We start from the raw sequence: 20,866 nt of genomic DNA on the forward strand, positions 1-20,866 counted from the left end.
CGACGATCCGATCAATTTGCCGATCAATTGGCCTGTGCCGTGGCGGGCCGCTTCGGCATCGGGCCTGCAGGCTGCTCCGACATCTCGGGCGAAAGGTCAATCCCGAAATCCTCCAACCGCACTCTCAGCTCGGCGGCGATGTACTTGACGTATTCGGACAGGAGCAGCCGCAAGGTGGAGGCCGAGGTCCACCACGGCTCCTCACGCCATTTGTCGCCGACCACCACGAACGGGATCAGCGTCGTCTCCGGCATCGCATGCGAGAACTCCACCAGCGCGCGCGGCATGTGATAGTTCGAGGTGACCACGATCAGCGATCTGAAGCCGCGCCCCTCGGCCCAGCGCCGCGCTTCCGCCGCGTTGCCGCGGGTCGAGACCGCGGTGCGGTCGAGATCGACGCAGCAATGCATGAAGGACTGGTTCTCCGGCAGGGTCCGGGAGATGTCGCTCGCCGTCGAGGTCGGATGCACGCCGGAGATCAGGAGCCGCTTGCCGTAGCCGGCAGCCAGGAGCTCCATCGCGTCCGACACCCGCGAGGAGCCGCCGGTCAGGACCACGATGCCGTCCGCCTTGCGGTCGGGCGCGAGCTCGGCGCCGCGCAATTGCGACAGGAACGCGATGAAGCCCGCCGCCGCGCCGACGAAGGCGAGCGCGACCGTCGACACCACGGCCGCGCGCAGCCAGCCGCGCGGTAATTTCGGCGATCGATCGTCGGTCGGCGAGGTCATATGATGTCGGTGATCCCTTCCCCGGATGATTTTAGGACGTTTTGAGGCGAAGTGGAGTCCGGTTTATTCACCCTCTCCCCTTGTGGGAGAAGGAAAGACAACAGGCTCAATCCACATCATTCAGCGTCGCGAACAGCGTCTGGCGCGAGGCAGCCGCGGTGATGGCGCCGATCAGCACCGCCTGCACCGCGAGCACGATGTAGCCCGACGGCCGCAGCGAGAAGGTGCCGAGCAAAGCTGCGAACTGGTCGCCGACGGGGGTGCCGGAAAACCAGCCGGCGATCGACTCGGAGAAGCCGAACACCAGCATGGCGGCACCGCCGCCGATCACGCCGCCCTCCAGGCCCAGCCTGAGGAAGTGACGCAGAAAGCGGTTGGCGATGTAGCGGTCGCCGGCACCGACGAAATGCAGGACCTCGACGATCGGGCGGTTCGCCGCCATGGCGCCGCGGGTCGCGAACGACACCGAGATGATGGTCGCGATGATGACGAGTGCGAGGATGCCGATGCCGGCGAGCACGGTGGCGTTGGTCATCGAGCGCATCCGCTCGATCCAGGCGCGGTGATCGTCGACGCTGGCGCTTGGGGCGGCCTGGGTCACGCGCGCGCGCAAGGCGCCGAGATCGAGCTGCGTGCCGGGCTGCACGCGCGCGATGATCATGCGCGGGACCGGCAGATCGTCCATCGACAGGCCGGTGCCGAGCCAGGGCTCGAGCAGCTTGCCGCTTTCATCCTTGGTGAACGGCTTGACCTCGACGATGCCGGCCTGCGCGCGCATGGCCTCGGTCACCGCCGCGGTGTCGCGGTCGAGATCGCGGCCGGCCTGCGGGCGGACCTGGATGGTGATTTCGCTCGCAACGTCCGACTGCCATTCCGCGGCGGAGGCGCTGACGAGCAGCACCGTGCCCGTGGTCATCGAGGCGAGGAAGGTCATGATGGCGACGACGGCGACCAGCGCGCGGCCGTGGATCGATGCGCGCGGCACGATCGGCGACATGTTGCGCGCCTTCGGCGGAAGCTGCGGACGCTCCTGTCCGAGGTCGACCAGCACTCCGCGCTCGTCGGTCCTACTCATAGACGTGCAACCGCCCCTGGTGCAGCACGAAGCGCCGCGCCTCGTACTGGTCCATCAGGCCGATATCGTGGGTGGCGATGATGACGGCGGTGCCTGATTTGTTGAGCTCGATGAACAGCCGCAACAGCCGGCGGCCGAGCGTCGGATCGACGCTGCCGGTCGGCTCGTCGGCGAGCAGGAGCTGCGGCCGCGAGATCACGGCGCGCGCGATCGCCGCGCGCTGCTTTTCGCCGCCGGACAGGATCGGCGGCAGCGCGTCCATGCGGTCGCCAAGGCCGACCCAGCGCAACAGGTCGATCACCTCCTTGCGGTAGCTCGACTCGCTGCGCCCCATGACGCGGAACGGCAGCGCGACGTTCTCATAGGTCGTCATGTGATCGAGCAGGCGGAAGTCCTGGAGCACGATGCCGATGCGCTTGCGCAAATCCGCGATCTCGTCCTTGCCGAGCTGCGAGATGTCGTGGCCGAACAGATTGACGAGGCCGCGCGTCGGCCGGTGCGACAGGAACAACAGGCGCAGCAGCGAGGTCTTGCCGGCGCCGGACGGGCCGGTGAGGAACTGGAAGGAATGCGCCGGAATTTGGAAGCTGAGGTCGCGCAGGATCTCCGGCCCCAGACCGTAACGCAATCCGACATTTTCGAACCGAACCAAGCTCAGCTCCGTTCGAGAGGGGGCGCGGGCGGGACTGCTGCGCTCCGCCACACGCGATCAACGGGTTTTGCGGCCGTTATGGTTTCCGGTTCGTTAACGGTCGCGCTGTAGCATTTGGGGTGCCCGGCTCTCCGCGACCGGGGCACCGTCAAGACCAGTCCGTGCATCAAGGCTCGTGTCCATGCATATCGTCTGCCCCCATTGTACGACATCCTACGCCATCAAGCTTGCCAGCCTGGGGGCGAATGGGCGGACGGTGCGCTGCTCCCGCTGCAAGGAGACCTGGGTCGCCTATGCCGAGGATGCCAGCGAGGAGGCGTCCGTCCGGGCCATGGCCGCCGCCAGCCAGGCCGACGATCAATCCGACCTCGCCGAGCAGTGGAACTCCTACGCCAATGACGACGGCGCCGCCGATACGCCCGTCGTCGACAGCCCCTCGATCGCCAGCGACTGGCCGGCCGAGGACGCCAGTCAGACCGAGGACGAATGGTCAGCGGCGGCCCGCGCCGCCGAGGATGAAGTCATCGGCGCGCAGCACCAGTCCTGGTTCCGCAGCCTGTTCAGCCGCCGCGGGGCACGGGTGAGGCGTCAGGCCCCCACCGTGGCGCCGCGAAAATCCCATTTCGGCCTGCCGACCGCTTGCGCCGCCATGGGCGCACTGGTGCTGGCGCTGGTGATCTGGCGCGGCGACATGGTCCGGCTGCTGCCGCAGACGGCAGCGTTCTACAAGATGGTCGGCCTCGAAGTTAATTTGCGCGGGCTGGCGTTCAAGGACGTCAAGCTCTCCAGCGAGACCGTGGACGGTAAGCAGGTGCTGGTGATCGAGGGCGTGATCGTGGGCCAAAGCAAGAAGCCGCTCGATATCCCGCGGCTGCGCTTTGCGGTGCGCGACGCGCAAGGCGCGGAGATCTACGCCTGGAACACCGTGCTGGAGCAGACCGTGCTGCAGCCGGGTGAGCGCGCGTTCTTCCGCTCGCGCCTCGCCTCGCCGCCGCCGGAAGGCCGCAATATCGACGTTCGCTTCTTCAACCGGCGCGACATTGCCGGCGGCAGCGTGTAATCGGTCCCGCAAGGAAGGTCGGTCGCGAGGTTGGTCCCAAGGTTGGTCTCATGTCCAAAATCCTGATCGCCGACGACGAGGATTCGATGCGCCAGCTGGTGGCGCGCGCCATCGCCATGGACGGCCACGAGATCGTCACCGCGCAGGACGGCGCCGAGGCGCTGGAGATCCTGACCCGCGAGGACGGCGCTTTCGATCTCCTGCTCACCGACATCCAGATGCCGGTGATGGACGGAATCGCGCTGGCGCTCTCCGCCGCGCGCGATTTCCCCAACCTGACCATTTTGCTGATGACCGGATTTGCCGACCAGCGCGAGCGCGCCTCGAATTTGAATGCGCTGGTTCATGACGTCGTGACCAAGCCGTTCTCGGTCGCCGACATCCGCACCGCGGTGGCGGACGCGTTGGCGGCGAAGAAGGGGTAGCGGCGCGAGCCACACATTCCGCCGTCATGCCCCGGCTTGACCGGGGCATCCAGTACGCCGCAGCCTCGCGGTCCGATCACTGCCGTCTCTGGAATACTGGATCGCCCGATCAAGTCGGGCGATGACACCGAGCGTGGTCCTCAGAAATCCTTCAGCAGCCGCTCGAGGTAATCGAGCTCGAGCTGCGGACGGGCGGGATCGCTGAGGCGGCGGCGGAGCTCTTCGAGAATGCGTCGCGCGCGCTGGGCGTCGATCTCGCCGGGAATCTTGACCGTGTAGTCGTCGCTGTATTCCTTGCCACGCAGCGGCCGGCCCAACGGGTCGGTGCGTTCGCCGCCGCTCTGCTGGCGGCCGACAGCCTGACCGGGGCCGTCGCCGTCGCCCGGATCCTGGCCTTCGCCGTTCTGCTGCCCGCCAAGCGCATCAGCGAGATCCTGCATGCCCTTGCGCAGGGCATCGATGGCCTTGCCCTGCGACGCCGTCGCACCGTCGGCATCACCCTCGCCGATCTGATTGCCGGCATCGCCCATCGCGTTCTCGGCGGCGTCGAAGCCGTCGTCGCCATCCTGATCGCCGTCCTGACCTTGACCCTGCTGGCCTTGTTGGCCCTGCTGCCCCTGCTGCTTCTGTCCGCGCTGGCCCTTCTGGCCATCCTGCTGCAGCCCCATCTCGGCGAGCTTCTTCTTGAGAGCCTCCAGCCGCTTCTTCAACTGCTCCTGCCGGCCTTGCGTATCCTGCGACCCTTCGCGCGAGGCCGAGGGATCGTTCGGATCGGGATAGAGATATTTCTCCATGTCCCGGATGGCCCTGGACTGCTGGCCGATGCTCTCGTCGGAGTTCTTGTCCTTCAGGCTGTCGGCCGATTGCTTCATCGACCGCTCGGCGCTGTCGAGCAATGCATCCAGACTCTTCTGGTCGGCGCGCGACGACTGGGCGAGGCAAATCGAAGCCGTGGAACAGGAGAGCACCAGCACGAGGCAAGCCGTGGCGAGCCTTCCGCGCGCAGCCGTCCCATTTTGCCAAACTGAGTTATATGTCATGAGCTATCTCGCTCCCTGGGATTCACGCCAGGTCTTGAGCTCTTCGCGCAAGGCGTCCTGCTGCCTTGCCAGGTCCTCCAGCTGATCGCTGGTCGCGCCGCGCGTCTTCTGCCGCAGCTCTCTCGACTTGCGCAGGATCTCCGCGACCTTGGGTGGCAGGGGCTTGGTGCCGCGTTGACCGCGTTTGGAGTCCTTGCTCTGCCTGTCGGTCTCGTCCCGAAGCGCGTTCTGCTCGCGGAGCAGATCGTTCAGCTCGCGCGCAATCTCGTCCATCTCTTTCTGCTCGGCGCTGGGCGGCCCCGGAGGGTTTTCCAGTGCGCGCGCCAGGCGATCCAGCTCGCGCGCGGCCGCTTCGCGGTTGCCGCGCTGGATCAGCCGCTCGATGCGCTTCATCTGGTCGTCGAGGCCGATGGCCGGCCGCGCCAGCGGATTGCTGCGCATCTGCTGCGCGTACTGGCGCATGTAATTGTCCAGCGCGGTCCGCAGATTGTCCATGAGCTTCTTGAGCTCTTCGTCGCTGGCGCCGCGCTGGAGCGCCTGCTTGAGCGCGTCCTGCGCCGCGCGCAACGCCTTGGCGACATCGCTGATATTGCCGTCCTCGATCGTCACCGCGAGCGCCCACAGGCTGGCCACGACCTCACGCAGGGAGTCGTCGGTGCGCGCCGCCTCGAGCTGGCGCGCGACACTGTGCAGGCCGAGATACTGCCCGGCCTCCGGCGTGAACATCTCGGGCGCGATCATCAGCGCGTCGAGCGCAGCATAGACGTCGGAATTCTTGTTGGCGTCGAGCGCAAGGATGCGGCGCTGCTCGATCAGCGCACGGGCGAGTGGCTTGGTGAACAGCCGGCCCGGCAGGCGCATGTTGAAGGGCTCGCTCTTCGCTTCGTTGCCGGCCTCGTCCTTGGCGGTGAGCGTGAGCGTGACGTCCGCGCCGGAATAGGGATCCTCGCTGAGGTCCTTCACCGTCTGGCCGACGCCGTTGCGGGTCCGCGCATTGGGCAGCGTCAGCGCGAATTGCGGCGGCTGGAACAGCGGCCGCGCGGCCTTGCCGTCCGCATCCCTGGTTCCGTCCTTGTCCTCGGTTGCGCGCGGAACGAATTGCGCGGCGGCGCCGGTCACGCCGTAATCGTCCTCGATCTTGTAGGAGAGCTGCAACGCGCCGTAGGCCTGACGCTCGGGATCCTTGGCGAGCGCGATCGTCGGCGCCCGGTCCGGCGTCGCCGTGAACGCCCATTGCGGCTGGCCCGCGGGCGCGCGGACATGCGCGCTGCCGTCGCCCGCGATGGTGAAATGCTTCTCGCTGGTGCCCTTCGGCGCGGCCTCGGTGGGCGCGACCTCCTTGAGACCGCCGGAGATGGCGACATCGAGGCTGCCACCGGAGGAGCGCACGATCAGGGTCGAGCCGGCCGGAACTGCGAGCGGGCCGCTGGCGGGTAGCGCCGCGGCCTCCTTGTTGGCGGCCGACAGGATGACCGGCGGCTTGCCGGTGTAAAGCGGCGGGGTGATCCAGGCATCGACACGGACGTTGGTGGGCGCCAGCACACCGTTCCAGTCGAACGCGGCCCCCAGCCGCATCGCGCGCTCGTTGCCGGCAGCGAAGAAGGTCGCCACCAGCATCACCATGACCAGCGCGCGCAGCGCCCAGGGATCATGCAGAGGAAGGCGCGGACGCGGCAGGCCGGCACGGATGCGCTTGAGCGAAGCCAGCGTGCGCTCGCGCTGCGCCTGCCACAGCGCCAGCGCAACCGGGTCCTTTGAGCTCAGCGTGTCCGTCAGCGTCGTCGCCGGGCGGTGACGGATACCGGAGCCACGGTCGAGCCGGCTCAGGCCCTCGTCGCGGGTGGGCCAGCGGAAACGGATCAACGGGATCAGCGCCGCGATTGCGACGCCGGCAAAAATCACGAGACCGATGGCACGGACTACGGACGGCAGCGCCAGCCAGAGCCCGGCCCACGACACCACCAGGAACAGGCCGACGACAGTCAGCACCCGCGCCAGATGCGGCCAGGCACGTTCCCACGCGATGGCATAAATGGCCCGATCGAGGGCCTGCGCCAGCTTCAGCCGCGACAGAGCGTCGCCATCGCGGATCGGGTCTGACGGGTCGGGGGTGACGCCGTTCAATCAACTCTCCAGGTTGCCCGGTAGAGAAGCCTACCACAACGGCAGCACTGAGGCATCCGTTCCCGTACGGGAGACACCCCTTTTCCCGCATAACACGAGGACGTGACTGGCCGGGTGCAACCCCGTAATTTCCGCGCGCCATTCCCAAGGGAAACGCAAGGGAAATAGAGGAAACGCCATGGACAAGAAGATGCACGACAAGGGCCTGGAAGTCCGCAAAGCGGTGCTGGGCGAGGCCTATGTCAACAACGCCCTGAAGAACGTCGACGATTTCAACCGTCCGTTCCAGGAGATGCTCAACGAATATTGCTGGGGCACGGTGTGGGGCCGCGAGGAGCTGCCGCGCAAGACCCGCAGCATGCTCAACATTGCCATGATCGCGATCCTCAACCGCCAGCACGAGTTTCGCGCGCATCTCAAGGGCGCACTCACCAACGGCGTCTCCCGGGACGAGATTCGCGAGATCCTGATGCAGGTCGCGATCTATGGCGGCATGCCCGCTGCGGTCGACAGCTTTCGCATCGCGCGCGAGGTGTTCGCGGAGATCGACGGGAAAGCATAAGCGCAACAAAACAACACTCACAGCATTGCTCCGTCATTGCGAGCGAAGCGAAGCAATCCAGAACTCCCTCCGCGGAAATAGTCTGGATTGCTTCGTCGCTTCGCTCCTCGCAATGACGACGGGAAAGGAAATAATACCATGCACATCGGATTCATCGGCCTCGGAAACATGGGTTTCCCGATGGCGCGGCGGCTGATCGAGGCGGGGCACAAGCTCGTCGTGTTCGACACGCGCAAGGAGGTCGTCGACAAGCTCGTGGCGCGCGGCGCCACCGCTGCGACATCGCCCAGGGACGTCGCCGATCAGGTCGAGACGGTCATGGCGAGCCTGCCCTCGCTGCAGGCCTCGCTGGAGGTCGCGACGGGGGCGAACGGCGTGATCGAGGGAAGCCGCGCAAAACGCTTCATCGACCTGTCGACCGTCGGCTCGACGATGGCGACGAAAATCCACGGCCTCCTGGCAAAACGCGACATCGTGCAGATCGACTGCCCGGTCTCCGGCGGCGTCGGCGGCGCCGAGAAGGGCACGCTGGCGGTGATGGTGTCCGGGCCGAAGGCGGAATTCGAGTTGCTCAAGCCCGCGCTCGACGTGATCGGAAAGGTGTTCTTCATCGGCGAGAAGCCCGGTGCGGCGCAGACCATGAAGCTCGCCAACAACTTCCTGTCGGCAACCGCGATGGTGGCGACCTCGGAAGCCGTGGTGATGGGCGTGAAAGCCGGGCTCGATCCCGCCGTGATGATCGACGTCATCAATGCCGGCTCCGGCATGAACACCGCGAGCCGCGACAAGTTTCCGCGCGCGGTGCTGCCGCGCAGCTTCGACTTCGGCTTCGCCACCGGGTTGATGGTGAAGGACGTGCGGCTGGCGCTGGAGGAGATGAAGCAGCTCGGCCTGTCGATGGAGGTCGCGGACGCGGTGGGACGCCTGTGGGAGACCGTGATCAGCGCGGAAGGCGCCGATTCCGATTTCACCGCCGCGATCAAGCCAATCGAGAAGAAGGCGGGGGTCGTGGTCGGGGGAGCGAAGGGCGGATTGGCGGGGAAGTAGCGCCCAATCTCCACTGTCGTCCCGGACAAGCGAAGCGCAGATCCGGGACCCATAACCACAGGAAGACGTTTGGAGAAGACTCGGAGTTATCAGCTTCGCGCGACAACTCCGCCCTGGGGTTATGGGTCCCTGCGTTCGCAGGGACGACATTGAGTGTGAGGCGCGCTCATGCCGCCCCTCACCGCCTCACAGCCACGGCGCCGGCGTGTCCATCGCGATCAGCTGCTCGACCTCGATGCGCGGGCGCACCACGGCGTATTGATCGCCCTTCACCAGCACCTCGGGCACCAGCGGCCGCGTGTTGTAGGTGCCGGCCTGCACGGCGCCATAGGCGCCTGCGGTCATGATGGCGATGAGGTCGCCGGGCTTCGGCGTCGGCAGCGTGCGGTCGAGCGCGAGATAGTCGCCGGTCTCGCAGACCGGGCCGACGACGTCCGCCATGATCGTGGCCGCGCCCTGCGCCGGCTGCGTCACCGGCAAGATGTCGTGATGGGCCTCGTACAGCGTCGGGCGGATCAAATCGTTCATGGCGGCGTCGATGATGACGAAATTCTTGCCGTCACCGTGCTTCACATAGATCACCTTGGCGACCAGGATGCCGGCATTGCCGACGATCATGCGGCCCGGCTCGAACATCAGCGTGCAGCCGAGATTGTGGCTGACGCGCTTGACCATGGCGGCATAGGCGTCGGGCGCCGGCGGCGCCTCGCGGTCCATGTAATAGGGAATGCCGAGGCCGCCGCCGAAATCGACGTGCGAGATGTTGTGGCCGTCGGAGCGCAGCGTCTGCACGAATTCGGAGAGGATGCGGAACGCGGTCTCCATCTTGGAGAGATCGGTGATCTGGCTGCCGATATGGACGTCGGTGCCCGTCACCTCGATGCCCGGAAGTTTTGCGGCGCGGGCATAGACCTCGCGGGCATAGGCGATCGGAATGCCGAACTTGTTCTCGGACTTGCCGGTCGAGATCTTGGCATGCGTGCCGGCGTCAACGTCAGGATTCACGCGCACGGAGATGCGCGCGGTTTTGCCCATCTCGGTCGCGAGGCGCGAGAGCAGTTCTAGTTCAGGCTCGGATTCGACGTTGAGGCAGAGGATGTCGGCGGCCAGTGCGGCGCGCAGCTCGTCTTCCGTCTTGCCGACGCCGGAGAACAGGATCTTGCTGGCGGGAATGCCGGCGGCCAGCGCGCGCTTCAACTCACCACCGGAGACGACGTCGGCGCCGGCGCCGAGCTTGGCCAGCGTGCGAAGCACCGACTGGTTGGAGTTCGCCTTCATGGCGTAGCAGACCAGCACCTTCTCGCCGGCGAAGGCGTCGGCAAAGACGCGGTAGTGCCGCTCGAGCGTCGCGGTCGAATAGCAATAGAACGGCGTGCCGACGGTCGCGGCCAGCTCGGACAGGTTCACCGCCTCGGCGTGCAGCACGCCGTTGCGATAATCGAAATGGTTCATGGCGTTGGCTCAGTTGCCCCAGCCTACCGGCTGGGTCTTTCGTCCAGGAGCGGGTCGAGAATAAACGGTTTCTTCTTGCCCTTGGTCGCCGCGGGCGCGGCGTCCGCACCATAGGTGGGATTGAACACGCTCGGCGTTCTCTGGGCTTCCATCTCGGTGTCGGTCGGCGCGGCACCGTTGACCGTGGGCGCGTTGGAGGCGGTCGGCGGCAGATCCAGCGGGCCCTTGCGGCCGCAGCCGGCAAGCGCGAGCGCCGTCAGGCTCAAGACAATGATGGCCCACCCCGAGCCGGCCGGGCGAAACTTTGACGTCACGACGAAATCCCCACTACGCGGGGCGCACCATACAGAGGTTGGCGCGCTCTGGCGAGAGCCGGATGACCATGAAACATAAGCGAAATTTTACCCTCAGCCCAATTTTCGCTCTTTTTCCAGCCGCTTCGCCCAGGCCTTCGCCTGCGACGCCACGTTCTTGGGCGCGGTGCCGCCGAAACTGGTCCGGCTCTTCACCGACGATTCGACCGAGAGCACGCCGAGCACGTCCTTGGTGATCCGGGGCTCGATCGCCTGCATCTCCTTGAGCGGCAGCTCGTGCAGCGCGACGCCGTCCCCGGCGGCCTTGGCAACGATGCGGCCGGTGACGTGGTGGGCGTCGCGGAACGGCATCTTCAGCGTCCGAACCAGCCAGTCGGCGAGATCGGTCGCAGTGGCGTAGCCCTCGCCCGCCGCGGCCTTCATCCTGGCCTCGTCGGGCACGAGATCGCGAACCATCCCGGTCATGGCGCGGATCGCCAGCGACAGCGCGGCAAAGCCCTCCATCGCGCCCTGCTTGTCCTCCTGCATGTCCTTTTGATAGGCGAGCGGCAGGCCCTTCATCACGATCAGGAGACCGTTGAGCGCACCGATGACGCGCCCGGTCTTGGCGCGCACCAGCTCGGCGGCATCAGGGTTGCGCTTCTGCGGCATGATCGAGGAGCCGGTCGTGAACTTGTCGCTGAGGCGGATCAGGCCGACCAGCGGCGACGTCCAGATCACGATCTCCTCGGCAAAGCGCGACATGTGCACGGCGCAGATCGAGGCCGCCGACAAGGTCTCCAGCACGAAGTCGCGATCGGAGACCGCATCGAGCGAGTTCGCCATCGGACGGTCGAAGCCAAGCGCCTTCGCGGTGGCGTGGCGGTCGATCGGGAACGAGGTCCCGGCCAGCGCGGCAGCACCGAGCGGAGATTCATTGAGCCGCTTGCGTGCGTCCTGGAAACGGCCGCGATCGCGTGCGGCCATCTCGACATAAGCGAGCAGATGATGACCGAAGGTGACGGGCTGCGCGGTCTGCAGATGCGTGAAGCCGGGCATCACGGTCGCGGCATGTTCGAGAGCGCGATTGACCAACGACGCCTGGAACGCGGCGAGCGCGGCATCGGTCTCATCGAGGACATCGCGGACATAGAGACGGAAATCGGTCGCGACCTGGTCGTTGCGCGAGCGCGCGGTGTGCAGGCGGCCGGCGGCCGGGCCGATCAGCTCGGACAGGCGGCTCTCGACGTTCATATGGATGTCTTCGAGCGCCCGCTTGAAGGTAAAACCGCCCTTGCCGATTTCTGACAAGATCGTGTCTAGACCCTTGCCGATATTTTTCGCATCAGAGGCCGTGATGATGCCCTGGCTGGCAAGCATCGCGGCGTGGGCCTTGGACGCGGCAATGTCCTGGGCAAAGAGGTGACGATCGACGTCGATGGAGACGTTGATCTCTTCCATGATCTCATCGGGACGTTCCGAGAACCGGCCGCCCCACATCTTGTTGCTCATGATCCCCTGCTCACGTCTTGCTTGCCGCATGTTTGCTGACAGCTGCCAGCCGTATTAAGAGGCCCCTGATAGCCATATCTGCGACCGGATGACAAACGATATGCTCGACAAGAAGCCCTCCGCCACGCGCCGGATCCCCCTCGTCATCGCCACCGTGGCGATTGGAGGACTGGCCGGCTTCGCCGCGCTGTACGGGCTGGGCCTGAGCCGGGCACCCTCAGGCGATCCAACCTGCAAGCCGGCGATCGCAACCGCGCAAAAAATCGCTCCGCTCGCCCATGGCGAGCTGGCGGCGCTGACCATGGCCACTGCGCCCCTGAAACTGCCCGACCTCGCCTTCGAGGACGCCGACGGCAAGCCGAAGAAACTGTCCGATTTCCGCGGCAAGACGCTGCTGGTCAACCTGTGGGCCACCTGGTGCGTGCCCTGCCGCAAGGAGATGCCGGCGCTGGACGAGCTCCAGGGCAAGCTGTCGGGTCCGAATTTCGAGGTGGTGGCGATCAACATCGACACCCGCGACCCCGAGAAGCCCAAGACCTTCCTGAAAGAGGCCAATCTGACCAGGCTCGGCTATTTCAATGATCAGAAAGCCAAGGTTTTCCAGGACCTTAAGGCAATAGGCCGGGCTCTGGGCATGCCGACCTCGGTGCTGGTCGACCCGCAGGGTTGCGAGATCGCGACGATCGCGGGGCCGGCGGAATGGGCGAGCGACGACGCGCTCAAGCTGATCCGGGCTGCGACCGGCAAGGCCGCCGCGTCGCTTTAAAGGGTTTCAGGCGGTGACGTTGAGGTTGCCGCCCACGCCGGGGCCGACATTGGCGAGCGAGGGCTGACCGGCGCCCATCAGCGTCAGGACGGTGGATTTCTCCATGTCCATGTTCTGCTTCGTCAGCGTCGCCGCAATATTCGACTGCAGCGCGCCTTGCTGAGCGGCCAGCATGGTGCTGACCATCGCCATCATGTCCATTACGCAAACCCTATTTCCGGTCGTAACCTAGGGCGGATGGGTTAACGCGACATGAATTGTCACGGAGCCGTAGGATGGGCAGAGCGCAGCGTGCCCACCAATTTCACTGAGCAATCGGAGAGATGGTGGGCACGGCGCTTTGCGCCTTTGCCCACCCTACGGCACCGTCGCCTTACCTTGTCGGAACCGGCTTGGCGCCGCGGTAGTCGTAGAAGCCGCGCTGGGTCTTGCGGCCGAGCCAGCCGGCCTCGACGTATTTCACCAGCAGCGGGCACGGTCGATATTTCGAGTCGGCGAGGCCCTCGTGCAGCACCTGCATGATCGACAGGCAGGTATCGAGGCCGATGAAATCGGCAAGCTCGAGCGGGCCCATCGGATGGTGCGCGCCGAGCTTCATCGCCGCATCGATCGCCTCGACATTGCCGACGCCTTCGTACAGCGTGTAGATCGCCTCGTTGATCATCGGCAGCAAAATGCGATTGACGATGAAGGCCGGGAAATCCTCGGAGACCGCGACCTGCTTGCCGAGCTTGCCGACGAATTCCTTGGACGCCTCGAAGGTCGCATCGTCCGTGGCGATGCCGCGGATCAGCTCGACCAGCTCCATCAACGGTACCGGATTCATGAAGTGAATGCCGATGAAGCGCTCGGGCCGGTCGGTGGCGGCGGCAAGCCGCGTGATCGAGATCGAGGAGGTATCGGAGGCGACGATCGCCTCCGGCTTCAGCACCGCGCAGAGTTCGTGGAAGATCTTGCGCTTGACCTCTTCCTTCTCGACCGCGGTCTCGATCACGAGGTCGCAATCGGCGAGGTCGTCGATCTTCTCGGCGAGCTTGATGCGCGCCATCGCCTTGGTCTTGTCGTCCTCGCTGACGGCCTTCTTGGAGACTTGGCGCGCCAGATTGCCGTTGATGGTGGCCATGCCTGATTTCAGGCGGTCGGCCGAGACGTCGTTGAGGACCACGTCGAAGCCGGCCAGCGCCGCGACATGCGCGATGCCATTGCCCATCTGACCCGCGCCGATCACGCCGACCTTCTTGATCACTGCCGCCATAATGTCATCCACCGGAACGGCGCGCACGGCGCGCCTGCCTTTTCCCCCAAGCCGGGAGCTCTGATCTAATCAGAAGCCCGATTAGATCAGAACCTTGGCTCGAAACCTAGATTGGATCGCTCCCCCGGCGTGCCCCACGCCAAAGAAAACGCCTCAAAAAAGAAACACCGGCCGGGGTTTATACCTCCGGCCGGCGTTTTTGGCGCGTTTACTTGCCGAGCTTGGCGAGTTCGGCCGTCAGCTCCGGAACCGCCTGGTAGAGGTCGGCGACCAGGCCGTAATCGGCGACCTGGAAGATCGGCGCGTCCTCGTCCTTGTTGATCGCGACGATCACCTTGGAATCCTTCATGCCGGCCAGATGCTGGATCGCGCCGGAAATGCCCACCGCGACATAGAGCTCGGGGGCCACCACCTTGCCGGTCTGGCCGACCTGCCAGTCGTTCGGCGCATAGCCCGCATCCACCGCCGCGCGCGAGGCACCGACGCCGGCGCCCAGCTTGTCGGCGAGCGGCTCGATGTACTTGGCGAAGTTCTCGCGACTCTGCATGGCGCGGCCACCGGAGACGATGATCTTGGCCGAGGTCAGCTCGGGACGGTCGCTCTTGGCGACCTCCTCGCCGACGAAGGACGACAGGCCCGGATCGGCGGCCGCCGCCACGTTCTCGACAGCGGCGCTGCCGCCCTCACCCGCCGCCGCGAAGGTCGAGGTACGCACCGTGATGACCTTCTTGGCGTCCTTCGACTTCACCGTCTGGATGGCGTTGCCGGCATAGATCGGACGCTCATAGGTGTCGGGGGCGACCACCTTGGTGATCTCCGAGACCTGCATGACGTCGAGCAGAGCGGCGACACGCGGCATCACGTTCTTGAAGCGCGAGGTCGCGGGCGCGACGATCGCGTCATAGCCGGAGGCCAGCGAGACGATCAGCGCGGCGAGCGGCTCGGCGAGATCGTGCGCGTAAGTCTCGCCTTCGGCAAGCAGCACCTTCTTGACGCCCGCGAGCTTGGCGGCGGCATCCGCCGCAGCCTTGGCGTTCTGGCCAGCCACCAGCACGTCGACATCCGCGCCGAGCGCGGCAGCCGCGGTCAGGGCCTTGTTGGTCGCATCCTTCAGCGACGCATTGTCGTGTTCGGCAATCAGAAGCGTCGTCATCAGAGCACCCCGGCTTCGTTCTTGAGTTTCGATACCAGCTCGGCGACGTCCTTGACCTTGACGCCCGCCTTGCGGCCCGCCGGCTCCGTGGTCTTGAGAACCTCGAGACGCGCGGCGACATCGACGCCGTAATCGGCGACGGCCTTCTCCGCGATCGGCTTCTTCTTGGCCTTCATGATGTTGGGCAGCGAGGCATAGCGCGGCTCGTTGAGACGCAGGTCGGTGGTGACGATCGCCGGTCCCTTCAGCTTCACGGTCTGGAGGCCGCCGTCGACTTCGCGGGTGACCTTGAAGTCGGAGCCTTCGACCTCGAGCTTCGAGGCGAACGTCGCCTGCGACCAGCCGAGCAGCGCGGCCAGCATCTGGCCGGTCTGGTTGCTGTCGTCGTCGATCGCCTGCTTGCCGAGAATGATCAGGCCGGGCTGCTCTTCGTCCGCGACCTTCTTCAGGATCTTGGCGACGGCGAGCGGCTCGACGGTACCATCAACCTTCACCAGGATGCCGCGGTCGGCGCCCATGGCAAGACCGGTGCGGATCGTCTCCGACGCCTGCGCAGGGCCAATGGAGACGACCACGACTTCGGTAGCCTTGCCGCCTTCCTTCAGGCGCAACGCTTCCTCGACCGCGATTTCGTCGAACGGGTTCATCGACATTTTGACGTTGGCGAGTTCAACGCCCGATCCATCGCCCTTGACGCGGACCTTGACGTTGTAATCGACCACCCGCTTTACCGGCACCAAGACCTTCATCGATCCTCTTTCACTCAATTTGGGAGGGGGGTTATCAACTGGCGCGGAACCTAAAGGCCTGATCCGGCCCGGTCAACGCGCGACAAGGCCAAATTTTAGACCTTACAAACGCGTCGCTCAATGGGCAGGAATCCGGGTCAGCGGTTCTGGCCCGGAACCCAGAGCACGTCGCCCGCGCCGTTGTGGTTGGCGGCACGGCTGGCGACGAACAGGAAGTCCGACAGGCGGTTCATATACTGGATGCCAGCGGCGCCCACGGGCTCGCCGGGCCGGGCTGCCAGCTCCACCATCACGCGTTCCGCCCTGCGGCAAATCGTGCGGGCAACATGGAGGTAGGCGGCGGCCGGCGTGCCACCCGGCAACACGAAGGAGGTGAGCGGCGCCAGCTTGTCGTTGAGCGCGTCGATGTCGCGCTCGAGCCGCTCGACCTGGCTTGCCACCACCCGCAGCCGTTCCGCCTTACCCTCACGCTCGGGCACGGCAAGGTCTGCGCCGAGATCGAACAGATCGTTCTGGATGCGGCCGAGCATCCCATCGAACTCGGGCATATCGCGGGTGTGGAGCCTGACCACGCCGATCGCGGCATTGGTCTCGTCGACGGTGCCATAGGCCTCGATGCGCAGATCGTATTTCGGACAGCGCTCGCCGGAGCCGAGCGCTGTCGTGCCGTCGTCACCGGTCTTCGTATAGATGCGGTTCAACGTGACCATGTTCAGCGTCCCATCGCCCAGACCGCGAGCATCGCGATCACGATCGCCACGAACTGAAGCAGCACGCGCCAGCGCATCAACTTCTGCGAAGTATTCGGCGAGCCGCCGCGCATCATGTTGACAAGGCCGAGCAGCAGCACCACCGCCACGGCGCCGGCTGCCACTGGCAGGAGGAAAGTACTCAGGAGAGATGCCATCCGGGGTAGATAACACCGTGTGCGCCGGTCCGCCATGGCGTTCCCGATCTGGCTTTCAGGCCGAGAATGTCAGAAGCTAGCGGCACGATTTCCGATTTGCGTCCGTCACTGGGCGTCTTCGCCTCTCCCCGCAAGCGGGACGAGGGAGCAGTACAGGGCACACCGTGAAGGCAATCCGCACCATCTACAACGTCGTGGAGGACGCCTTCTACACGTTCCTGGCCGATGACGGCTGGGCGATCGCGAGCCATATCGCGCTGTCGACGCTGATGGCGCTGTTCCCGTTCCTGATCGTGCTGACCTCGCTCGCCGGCTTCTTCGGCTCCAAGGAACTTGCCGATCAGGCCGCGAGCCTAATGCTTCAGGTCTGGCCCAAGCAGGTCGCCGATTCGATCTCGGGGGAAGTCCACGACGTGCTGACCACGACCCGCACCGGCGTGCTGACCATCGGCGCGGCGCTGTCGGTGTACTTCGCCTCCAATGGCGTCGAGGCGCTCCGGGTCGCGCTGAACCGCGCCTATGCGGTGGTGGAGATGCGGCGCTGGTACTGGCTGCGGCTGGAATCGATCGGCTACACGCTGGTCGCGGCCATCACCGCGCTCGCCATGGCGTTCCTGATCGTGCTCGGGCCGCTGTTCATCGAGGCGGCGCGGCGCCATATCCCGCTGTTCGTCGAATCCAACGAGAGCATCCTCACTTGGCTGCGCTACGGCATCACCGTGGGCGCGCTGATCGTGGCGCTGCTGATCCTGCACGCCTGGCTGCCGGCGGGCCGGAGGAGCTTCTTCCAAATCCTGCCCGGCATCGTCTTCACCATTGGGGCGTCGCTGATCTCGGGCGTCGTGTTCGGCCAATATCTGGCGCGCTTCGCCAACAATTACGTGACGATGTATGCGGGGCTCGCCTCGGTGATCATCGCGCTGGTGTTCCTGTATTTCATCGCGGCGATCTTCGTCTACGGCGGCGAGCTCAACGCCGCGATCATCAAGTCGCGGCTTCCTCACGGCGTTTCGCTTCAAGCAGCGCAGTCGCTAGAGCCCGCGGGGACACAGGCTTGACCAGGAAGGCGTCGGCGCCGGCATCGCGCGAGGCCGCCTCGTCCTCGCCACGGCCGGACACGCCGATGATGGGGATCTGAGCCAGCGGCGCCGGCATGGTGCGGATCCGCCTGATGGCCTCGACGCCGTCGATGCCGGGCAGCACCATGTCCATCAGCACCGCATCGAACGCGCCCTGTGCGAGCCGGTCCACCGCGTCCTCACCGCGCCCGATGAACTCGGCATGATGGCCGAGCTCGGTCAGGATGGTGTTGAGCACGACGCGACCGAACGGGTTGTCCTCGACGCTGAGCACGCGCAGCGCGGCCACCGCATTCGCCTCGGCATCGCCCTTCGACTTGCGGGATTTGCGCGGTTCCGCCGCATCGAGCGACATGGTCAATGTGAAGGTCGCACCGCCGCCGCGCCGCGGCGCGACGGTGATGTCGCCACCCATCGCGCGCGCCAGCTGCTTCACCGAGGAGAGCCCGAGGCCGGCGCCGCCGAAGCGCGAGGCGATGGTGACATTGGCCTGGGTGAAGGGACGGAACAGCCGCTTGATCTCGGCCATGGTCAGGCCGATGCCGCTGTCGGACACCGCGAAGGCGACGCCGACCCTGCCCTTCGCCTTGGCGTTGCCTTTGGTGGGACGCCAGGGCGCGACCGCGAGCGCGACACCGCCCTGCTCGGTGAATTTGACGGCATTGTCGATCAGGTTTTCGAGCGCGGCGCGCAGGCGGACGGGATCGCCGACCACCAACCCGGGCAGCTTTTCAGAGATCTCGACCTGGGCCTGGAGGCCCTTGGCCGCGGCGCGCCCGGCGAGCGAATCGCCGGCGCTGCGGGCAAGCGCGCGCAGATCGAACAAATCCTGCCGGAGCGTGCTTCCACCATTTCCTGTCCGGGCAGCGTCCACGAACAGGGTGGCAAGGCTCGCCAGATGCTCGGCGCCGGCCTTGATGGTGTCGGCCCAGCGCCGCTCGCGCTCGCCGAGATCGGAGGTGGCGAGCAGGTCGCTGATCGCGAGAATGCCGGTCAGGGGGGTCCGAACCTCATGGGCGAAGGCGGCGAGTGCGGCCTGGACCACGTCCGGCGCGACGGCCTTGGCGCCGCGCTGGCGCAACCGGCCGGCCGCCCCGGACCGCTTCCGAGGCGGTCGCCTGGACGTTCGCGTGGTGCGCGCTGGGCGCGTTTTCGCCGCCATGAATCCCCTTCGAAGGTCCCCTTCGAACCCCGGGCTCTCAAGTCAGCATGGCACGGCGGAACCCCCGGAGTCACGGCGGCGTTTTGCTAACCCCCAGAGAAACTTAACCTAATCCCACCAGCCGGCGGATGCCGGCGGGATTGGCGCCGGCAACGCGCAGCTCGCGCAGGCCAGTCGAGCGGCCCGATTTCGACAGCTTCCGTCCCATCTCGTCGCAAATCAGCCGGTGATGGCGGTAGGCGGGTTCCGGGAGGTCGAGCAGGACCTGGAGCAGGCGGTGGACCGAGGTGGCGTGAAACAGGTCCTGGCCGCGGACCACCTCGCTCACGTCCTGGAGCGCATCATCGACAACGACGGACAAATGGTAGCTGGTCGGCGTCTCCTTGCGGGCGAGAATGACGTCGCCCCAGGCCTCAGGCCGCGCCGGTACGGCGCCGCGCTGGCCATCGGGCCCTTCGCCCAGTTCATTCCAGCCCAGGCCGGCAACGCGCCGGCAGGCCGCGGCCATGTCGAGGCGCAGCGCGTAAGGTGCGCCTGACGCGATCAACCGGTCCCGCTCGCCGAGCGGCAGCCATTTGGCATCGCCAGGGTAGAGTGGTGCGCCATCGGGATCGCGCGGCCATGGCCCGTCGGCCTCGCGCGCGGCCACCAGCAATGCGATCCCGGCGCGGCTTTCGAAGGCGGGATAGACGAGGCCGAGCGCGGAGAGTTTTTCCAGCGCGGCGCGATAATCGGAAAGATGCTCCGACTGCCGCCGCACCGGCGTCTCCCAGGCGATCCCGAGCCAGGTGAGGTCTTCATCAATCGCCGCCTCGTATTCCGGCCGGCAGCGCGTCGCGTCGATGTCCTCGATCCGCAGCAACAGCCGCCCGCCGGTCTCGCGCGCGCGGTCGAGGTTCAGCAGCGCGGAATAGGCGTGGCCCAGATGCAGGAGACCGTTGGGGCTGGGGGCAAATCGGAAAACGGGTGGCATCATGTGCAAAGATCTCGTCATGGCGGGCTTGACCCGGCCATCCATCTCCCAGGACTCTGTTACGATAGGAGATGGATGCACGGGTCAAGCCCGGCCATGACGAGATAGGCGACAATGACCATCCACCTTGAAACCCAGTCCGATCTCGAAGAGGCCGTTCACGCGCTGATCAAGCGCGATCCGCGCCTGAAGCCCGTGCTTGCGACGGCCGGCATGCCCGCCTTGCGGCGGCGTGAGCCGGGTTTTACGGGGCTCGCCCACATCGTTTGCGGGCAGCAGCTCTCCACGGCGAGCGCCGCGGCGATCTGGGGGCGGCTGTCCGCCGCCTTCGATCCGTTCGACCATGACGCGGTGCGCCGCGCCCGCACCGACCGGCTGGGGCGGCTCGGCCTGTCAGCCGCCAAGATCAAGACGCTGAAACATCTCGCCCGCGAGATCGATGCGCAGCGGCTGAACCTCGACGTGCTCGCCGAAGAAGACGCCGACGCCGCACATCACACGCTGATCTCGCTGCCCGGCATCGGGCCGTGGACCGCGGACGTCTATCTGCTGTTTTGCCTCGGCCATGGCGATGCCTGGCCGGCCGGTGACCTCGCCGTGCAGGAGGGCATCAAGATCGGCCTCGGCCTTCAGGCTCGGCCGACGGAAAAGCAGATGGCACCGCTCGCCGAACCCTGGCGTCCCCTGCGCGGCGCGGCGGCGCATCTATGGTGGAGCTACTACCGCGCGGTGAAGAAGCGCGAGGGCGTCATCGCCGGCGAAGCCTGAAGCGCGATGAGATTGGGCTGGATCGTCATCGCGCTTTGGTTTTTGCTTGAGCATGATCTTTTCGGAAGACCGCTGCACACTTTG

General features: G+C 66.0%; 23 protein-coding genes. 7 read left to right on the plus strand and 16 right to left on the minus strand.

Annotation, left to right across the window (positions count from 1 at the left end; translation table 11 throughout):
- Positions 1-23: 23 nt before the first annotated feature.
- The 3 genes from NLM25_RS40910 to ftsE form a co-directional block, all read right to left on the minus strand.
- Positions 24-728, minus strand: coding sequence for a YdcF family protein (locus tag NLM25_RS40910; protein WP_254123538.1), 705 nt, complete (start codon positions 726-728; stop codon positions 24-26).
- A 106-nt stretch (positions 729-834) separates the two neighbouring features.
- Positions 835-1,803 (minus strand): ABC transporter permease, encoded by a 969-nt coding sequence (locus tag NLM25_RS40915; RefSeq protein ID WP_254123539.1) that lies wholly within the window; start codon positions 1,801-1,803, stop codon positions 835-837.
- Entirely contained in the window at positions 1,796-2,455 is a 660-nt protein-coding gene (gene ftsE / locus NLM25_RS40920; protein ID WP_247435624.1) for a cell division ATP-binding protein FtsE, read from the minus strand. Before ftsE ends, NLM25_RS40915 begins: the two co-directional genes overlap by 8 nt.
- A gap of 181 nt (positions 2,456-2,636) precedes the next feature.
- Between ftsE and NLM25_RS40925 the strand changes: the two genes are divergently transcribed.
- Both NLM25_RS40925 and NLM25_RS40930 read left to right on the plus strand, forming a co-directional pair.
- Entirely contained in the window at positions 2,637-3,515 is an 879-nt protein-coding gene (locus NLM25_RS40925; protein WP_254140684.1) for an MJ0042-type zinc finger domain-containing protein, read from the plus strand.
- 50 nt (positions 3,516-3,565) lie between these two features.
- Entirely contained in the window at positions 3,566-3,940 is a 375-nt protein-coding gene (locus NLM25_RS40930; protein ID WP_254123541.1) for a response regulator, read from the plus strand.
- A gap of 140 nt (positions 3,941-4,080) precedes the next feature.
- Here the strand turns inward: NLM25_RS40930 and NLM25_RS40935 are convergent, their stop codons facing one another.
- Both NLM25_RS40935 and NLM25_RS40940 read right to left on the minus strand, forming a co-directional pair.
- The gene (locus NLM25_RS40935) at positions 4,081-4,980 is read right to left on the minus strand and encodes a DUF4175 family protein (RefSeq protein WP_254123542.1); all 900 of its coding nucleotides are present in this window, start codon (positions 4,978-4,980) and stop codon (positions 4,081-4,083) included.
- A gap of 3 nt (positions 4,981-4,983) precedes the next feature.
- Positions 4,984-7,104, minus strand: a complete 2,121-nt coding sequence (locus NLM25_RS40940; protein WP_254140685.1) for a TIGR02302 family protein — start codon at positions 7,102-7,104, stop codon at positions 4,984-4,986.
- A 178-nt stretch (positions 7,105-7,282) separates the two neighbouring features.
- Here NLM25_RS40940 and NLM25_RS40945 point away from each other — a divergent pair, with 178 nt between their 5' ends.
- Both NLM25_RS40945 and NLM25_RS40950 read left to right on the plus strand, forming a co-directional pair.
- Positions 7,283-7,666 carry a carboxymuconolactone decarboxylase family protein gene (locus tag NLM25_RS40945; RefSeq protein WP_014491654.1) on the plus strand — a complete coding sequence of 128 codons (384 nt, stop codon included), beginning with the start codon at positions 7,283-7,285 and terminating at the stop codon, positions 7,664-7,666.
- 138 nt (positions 7,667-7,804) lie between these two features.
- Complete coding sequence (locus NLM25_RS40950) at positions 7,805-8,713, plus strand: NAD(P)-dependent oxidoreductase (protein WP_254140686.1); 909 nt, start codon at positions 7,805-7,807, stop codon at positions 8,711-8,713.
- 186 nt (positions 8,714-8,899) lie between these two features.
- Here the strand turns inward: NLM25_RS40950 and lysA are convergent, their stop codons facing one another.
- The 3 genes from lysA to argH all read right to left on the minus strand — a co-directional run bounded on the left by lysA (position 8,900) and on the right by argH (position 11,970).
- On the minus strand, positions 8,900-10,165 hold the full coding sequence (gene lysA / locus NLM25_RS40955) for a diaminopimelate decarboxylase (RefSeq protein ID WP_254123545.1): 1,266 nt from the start codon (positions 10,163-10,165) through the stop codon (positions 8,900-8,902).
- A 23-nt stretch (positions 10,166-10,188) separates the two neighbouring features.
- Positions 10,189-10,479 carry a lipoprotein gene (locus tag NLM25_RS40960; RefSeq protein ID WP_254140687.1) on the minus strand — a complete coding sequence of 97 codons (291 nt, stop codon included), beginning with the start codon at positions 10,477-10,479 and terminating at the stop codon, positions 10,189-10,191.
- A 93-nt stretch (positions 10,480-10,572) separates the two neighbouring features.
- Positions 10,573-11,970, minus strand: a complete 1,398-nt coding sequence (gene argH / locus NLM25_RS40965; RefSeq protein ID WP_254123547.1) for an argininosuccinate lyase — start codon at positions 11,968-11,970, stop codon at positions 10,573-10,575.
- A gap of 100 nt (positions 11,971-12,070) precedes the next feature.
- On the opposite strand from argH, the gene NLM25_RS40970 reads away from it, so the two are divergent.
- Complete coding sequence (locus NLM25_RS40970) at positions 12,071-12,736, plus strand: TlpA disulfide reductase family protein (RefSeq protein WP_254123548.1); 666 nt, start codon at positions 12,071-12,073, stop codon at positions 12,734-12,736.
- Positions 12,737-12,742: 6 nt separating this feature from the next.
- Here NLM25_RS40970 and NLM25_RS40975 read toward each other — a convergent pair whose 3' ends face one another.
- The 6 genes from NLM25_RS40975 to NLM25_RS41000 form a co-directional block, all read right to left on the minus strand.
- Positions 12,743-12,937 (minus strand): hypothetical protein, encoded by a 195-nt coding sequence (locus NLM25_RS40975; protein WP_028182113.1) that lies wholly within the window; start codon positions 12,935-12,937, stop codon positions 12,743-12,745.
- A 172-nt stretch (positions 12,938-13,109) separates the two neighbouring features.
- The gene (locus NLM25_RS40980; RefSeq protein WP_254123549.1) at positions 13,110-13,991 is read right to left on the minus strand and encodes a 3-hydroxybutyryl-CoA dehydrogenase; all 882 of its coding nucleotides are present in this window, start codon (positions 13,989-13,991) and stop codon (positions 13,110-13,112) included.
- A 208-nt stretch (positions 13,992-14,199) separates the two neighbouring features.
- Positions 14,200-15,144 (minus strand): electron transfer flavoprotein subunit alpha/FixB family protein, encoded by a 945-nt coding sequence (locus NLM25_RS40985; RefSeq protein ID WP_254123550.1) that lies wholly within the window; start codon positions 15,142-15,144, stop codon positions 14,200-14,202.
- Entirely contained in the window at positions 15,144-15,893 is a 750-nt protein-coding gene (locus NLM25_RS40990) for an electron transfer flavoprotein subunit beta/FixA family protein (RefSeq protein ID WP_254140688.1), read from the minus strand. Before NLM25_RS40990 ends, NLM25_RS40985 begins: the two co-directional genes overlap by 1 nt.
- 137 nt (positions 15,894-16,030) lie before the next feature.
- A complete protein-coding gene (locus NLM25_RS40995) occupies positions 16,031-16,603 on the minus strand; it encodes a cob(I)yrinic acid a,c-diamide adenosyltransferase (protein ID WP_254140689.1) in 573 nt (190 codons plus the stop codon).
- Between the two features lie 2 nt (positions 16,604-16,605).
- Positions 16,606-16,800 carry a twin transmembrane helix small protein gene (locus NLM25_RS41000; protein WP_254123553.1) on the minus strand — a complete coding sequence of 65 codons (195 nt, stop codon included), beginning with the start codon at positions 16,798-16,800 and terminating at the stop codon, positions 16,606-16,608.
- Between the two features lie 164 nt (positions 16,801-16,964).
- Between NLM25_RS41000 and NLM25_RS41005 the strand changes: the two genes are divergently transcribed.
- Positions 16,965-17,858, plus strand: coding sequence for a YihY/virulence factor BrkB family protein (locus NLM25_RS41005; RefSeq protein ID WP_254123554.1), 894 nt, complete (start codon positions 16,965-16,967; stop codon positions 17,856-17,858).
- On the opposite strand, the gene NLM25_RS41010 is transcribed toward NLM25_RS41005, so the two are convergent.
- Both NLM25_RS41010 and gluQRS read right to left on the minus strand, forming a co-directional pair.
- Entirely contained in the window at positions 17,785-19,041 is a 1,257-nt protein-coding gene (locus tag NLM25_RS41010; RefSeq protein ID WP_254140690.1) for an ATP-binding protein, read from the minus strand. The two genes, NLM25_RS41005 and NLM25_RS41010, sit on opposite strands and share 74 nt — an antisense overlap.
- 103 nt (positions 19,042-19,144) lie before the next feature.
- Positions 19,145-20,014 (minus strand): tRNA glutamyl-Q(34) synthetase GluQRS, encoded by an 870-nt coding sequence (gene gluQRS, locus NLM25_RS41015; RefSeq protein WP_254141354.1) that lies wholly within the window; start codon positions 20,012-20,014, stop codon positions 19,145-19,147.
- Positions 20,015-20,128: 114 nt separating this feature from the next.
- Here gluQRS and NLM25_RS41020 point away from each other — a divergent pair, with 114 nt between their 5' ends.
- Entirely contained in the window at positions 20,129-20,782 is a 654-nt protein-coding gene (locus tag NLM25_RS41020) for a DNA-3-methyladenine glycosylase (RefSeq protein ID WP_254123556.1), read from the plus strand.
- The last annotated feature ends 84 nt before the right edge of the window (positions 20,783-20,866 follow it).

Source organism: Bradyrhizobium sp. CCGB01 (assembly GCF_024199795.1).
Taxonomy (GTDB): domain Bacteria; phylum Pseudomonadota; class Alphaproteobacteria; order Rhizobiales; family Xanthobacteraceae; genus Bradyrhizobium.